At 41.2% G+C, this 1,051-nt stretch carries 1 protein-coding gene; it reads right to left on the minus strand.

Features of this window, described 5'->3' with window-relative positions; translation table 11 throughout:
* Window positions 1-20 precede the first annotated feature (20 nt).
* Window positions 21-1,047, minus strand: a protein-coding gene (locus F1379_RS29465) for an IS630 family transposase (protein WP_275262667.1) whose coding sequence is annotated in 2 segments (ribosomal slippage) — window positions 21-557 and window positions 559-1,047 — 1,026 coding nt in all. Because the reading frame shifts where the segments join, the coding sequence is not laid out codon by codon here.
* Window positions 1,048-1,051 lie beyond the last annotated feature (4 nt).

The raw sequence follows: 1,051 nt of genomic DNA on the forward strand, positions 1-1,051 counted from the left end.
TATATAAGTTGAACAAAAGATTAAAACCGCACGCATAATCGATCAATGACCTCATGGGAAGAGCGGTTTAGTCGCCGGATAAATTTACGGACGTGAGTATGAATAGTATAGAACTTTCCGAAAAACACATTATTAATGACATCACTTCGGAGCCATTTCCATAGACCTTCAACCATATTTAGTTCAGGGCTATATGGCGGTAAAAAGACAAAGGTTAGACGAGGGTGTTCCTCTAAGAAAGACTGAATGTACTTCGCATGATGAATACGGGCATTGTCCAGAATCATTACAATTTCACCTTTGGGATAGGTTTGCAGTACACGTTTTAGAAAGGATTCGAAGGTCACCATATCGTAATTTTCGGCTTCATGACAAAGAATCTGTCCCGTTTCGTAGTTCAGCGTAGCCAGCAGCTTCGCTCCTCGATGCTGTCCATGTGTTTTTATTTTTCGCTGTTTTCCTTTAAGAAACCAATTGTACTGTAGCGCTTGATAATCCCGGATCATAGATTCATCTTCGAACAAAAGGTGATCAATTTCGTTGTTCAGGACTTTTTTTTAAAGCAGGGAAAATCTCTTCTTTAAAAACTCTCTGTTTGTCTAAATCTGCCCGGGCAAGCGTGTACGTAGGCTTTGTGTAGCTAAATCCCAAGTAATGAAGTACTTTGGAAGCTCCCCGCAGCGTGAAGCTCTGACCAAACTCGCGCCGAATATAATGGACCACCAGACGTAGTGTCCAATTATATTGAGCCTCAAATCCAACATCCACAGGTTGCTTAGTGGAGATGGTTTGAGCTAATGCTTTCTCTTGTTCTGGATCCAGTTTATGAGGTCTTCCTGAGGAATAACTCGGGACCAAACCTTCGATTCCATGTTGTTTAAAAGCCTGGATATACCGCTCGATCGTTTGTCGGTTTCGTTTGACAACAGCACAAATATCTTTCGTTTTGCGCCCTTCTAAATGAAGGCAAACGGCTTGATACCGTTCATATAATCGTTTATTTTTGGTCTTTCTCATCGCTTCAATTAGAGATTCGATTTCTGATATTCGG

This window comes from Paenibacillus tepidiphilus, assembly GCF_008635795.1.
Classification (GTDB): domain Bacteria; phylum Bacillota; class Bacilli; order Paenibacillales; family Paenibacillaceae; genus Paenibacillus_AQ; species Paenibacillus_AQ tepidiphilus.